Origin of the sequence: Hymenobacter coccineus (assembly GCF_001816125.1) — a bacterium.
In the GTDB taxonomy this organism is placed as follows: Bacteria; Bacteroidota; Bacteroidia; order Cytophagales; family Hymenobacteraceae; genus Hymenobacter; species Hymenobacter coccineus.
The window spans coordinates 1-2189 of sequence record NZ_MDZA01000241.1; the positions used below are offsets into that span (position 1 = coordinate 1).

1 protein-coding gene and 2 pseudogenes are annotated in these 2189 nt (G+C 52.1%); 1 reads left to right on the plus strand and 2 read right to left on the minus strand.

What is annotated here, in order from left to right:
* Positions 1–89: 89 nt before the first annotated feature.
* Positions 90–424: pseudogene (locus BEN49_RS25745) on the minus strand (DegT/DnrJ/EryC1/StrS family aminotransferase); the annotation flags it as partial.
* 640 nt (positions 425–1064) lie between these two features.
* On the opposite strand from BEN49_RS25745, the gene BEN49_RS29560 reads away from it, so the two are divergent.
* Entirely contained in the window at positions 1065–1373 is a 309-nt protein-coding gene (locus BEN49_RS29560; protein ID WP_239691940.1) for a recombinase family protein, read from the plus strand.
* A 190-nt stretch (positions 1374–1563) separates the two neighbouring features.
* On the opposite strand, the pseudogene BEN49_RS14135 reads toward BEN49_RS29560, so the two are convergent.
* Positions 1564–2189 (minus strand): annotated as a pseudogene (locus BEN49_RS14135) (hypothetical protein); the annotation flags it as partial.

A 2189-nucleotide genomic window follows, 5' to 3' on the forward strand; every position in this document is an offset into this window, starting at 1 on the left:
CGTACAAGCCGCCGCGACACGTTCGCGTAAATCAAGAGAATAGGCTTTCACGCTGGAAAAATAACTCCCGTACTGTACATCATCCTGAGAACCGCTCTAGGGTCAATGTTATACGTGGCTGGGTCAATATCGACAAAGACCGGAGTGCAGCCTTCCCACATAATGCTGCTTGTTGTCGCAACGAAGGAAAACGGCGTAGTAATAATTTCTCCTTGTAGCCCTAAGGCCTTGATTGCTAATTGTAGCGCAATGGTCCCGTTGCTTACATAAAATAAATGGGAACGTTAAAATAGTTTTTTAGCGTGAGCTCCAGTTCATTGACTAAAGGCCCATTATTCGTGAGCCATGTCCGTGACCAGATTCCCTGTAAGTAATGATTATATTCCTCTTGGGGCGGTAAAAAAGGCTTTGTAACATTTATCATGTAGTGGTTTTATCGACTAGAAGGTCCGGTGCAGGCAAAAGGCACAAAGGAGACCAACAGGTTATTTGCTTTATGCTACAGCAGCGCTGCTGTTGACGAATGCTTATGATGCGCTAGTATTAGCTATGCTTATTAAAAGGCAATAAGGTGGATTTATTTAAATAGTATTAGCTGTTTTAATCGTTTGATTACATTTTTTCTTTGCATTGTTAAATGCTTTTACTGAATATTCTTATTAAGGTTACTTAACCGAAAAAGCTAAGGTGTCTCGCCGTTTAAGGTGTTGGATGATGATAAAATACTATATTTCAAGTAAATAGAGTTGCAGGATGGTTTAGGTTAGGTGCGTAAAAGCAGGACATAACACGATGTTCCTATCCGGCTCAAAAAGGTGCGCCTTTCCGACCCACTGGGCCGGCCCTAGTGGCAGCTCAAAAATCGGGTTGCGTAATGTGACTTTGTGACCCATACTTTTTGAGCCGTACAACATACATTCGGCTACACCCGCGTTTCCGCGACCGACCAGAACCTGGCCACGCACGTTGAAGAACTCACCCAGGTGGGCTACACGCGTATTTTTTAGGAGAAGATTTCCGGCACGCGCACCCAAAGCCCGGCCCTCGACGAGCTGTTGGCGTCCGTGCGAGAAGACGATATGGTGGTGAACCGCCTGGCGCGGTTTGGGCGTAACACCGTGCACACCGTTCAGCTGGTGGAGGAATTTGACCGACGTGGCGTTCACTTTCGGGCGCTCGACCTGGGCATCGACTCGCGCACACCAGCTGGCAAGGTGATCATTGACGTGTTCTCTTCCTTCAACCAGTACGAGCGCGAGAACAACCGAAAAAGCCCCTGGCGGGCATCGAGTTGGCCAAGCAACAGGACAGGCATCTGGGCTGGCCAGCAGGGCGCGACGTGGAGAAACTGGCCAAAGTGGCAAAGGCGCTAGCGAAGGGATTGTCGGTGGCCGAGATTGTGACGCTCACCGGTATTAGCCGTGCCAGCGTCAAGCGCTATCGCCAGGGTATTTCTATTTAAACTATTAATAATCAATGCTTTAATTTGTATCAAATTTTATTTAAATACTCTTGAAAAAATGTCGATTATTAAAATTTCAAAGAAGCTCTGGCTGTTTCTATTTAAAAAGTGTTTCCCAATTTGTTATTCACTCCAGCGCCGCTCCCGGCCGCAACCCCTAGCAACCGTTCAATAAACGCCGAATCCTCGCCCCAGTACAGGTGCAGGTAGGAGGCCCACACGTTGCCCTGGCGGTAAATTGCTGCGGATACGGGCGCGCCCTTGGCGCTGGTGATGCGCGCCGGTACGGGCGTTAGGCCGTGGTCGTGCAAGGCCGAATAGTGAAATTCATGGCCTTTGATGGTCAATCCGTTCCACTCGACGGCGCGGTAGCCGAGGGTCATTTTCGCGTTTTCCATCGACGTGGTGCAGGGCAGGGCCCCCACCATCGCAAATGCCTGGCCCGCGGCGTCGATGATGCTCTGGCCCAGGTACATGAGGCCGCCGCACTCGGCGTAGGTCGCGCCACCGGCGGCGCAGTAGGCGGCGATGCTGGCGCGCAGGGCGGCGTTGGCGTGCAGGGCCCCGGCGAACAGCTCGGGGTAGCCGCCGGGCAGGTACAGAAAATCGGTGCCGGCGGGCAGGGCTGCGTCGGCCAGCGGACTGAAGTAGGTGATTTCGCCGAACCGGGCCAGCGCCGCCAGGTTTTGGGGGTACGTGAAGGTGAAGGCGGCGTTCGCGGGGCCAC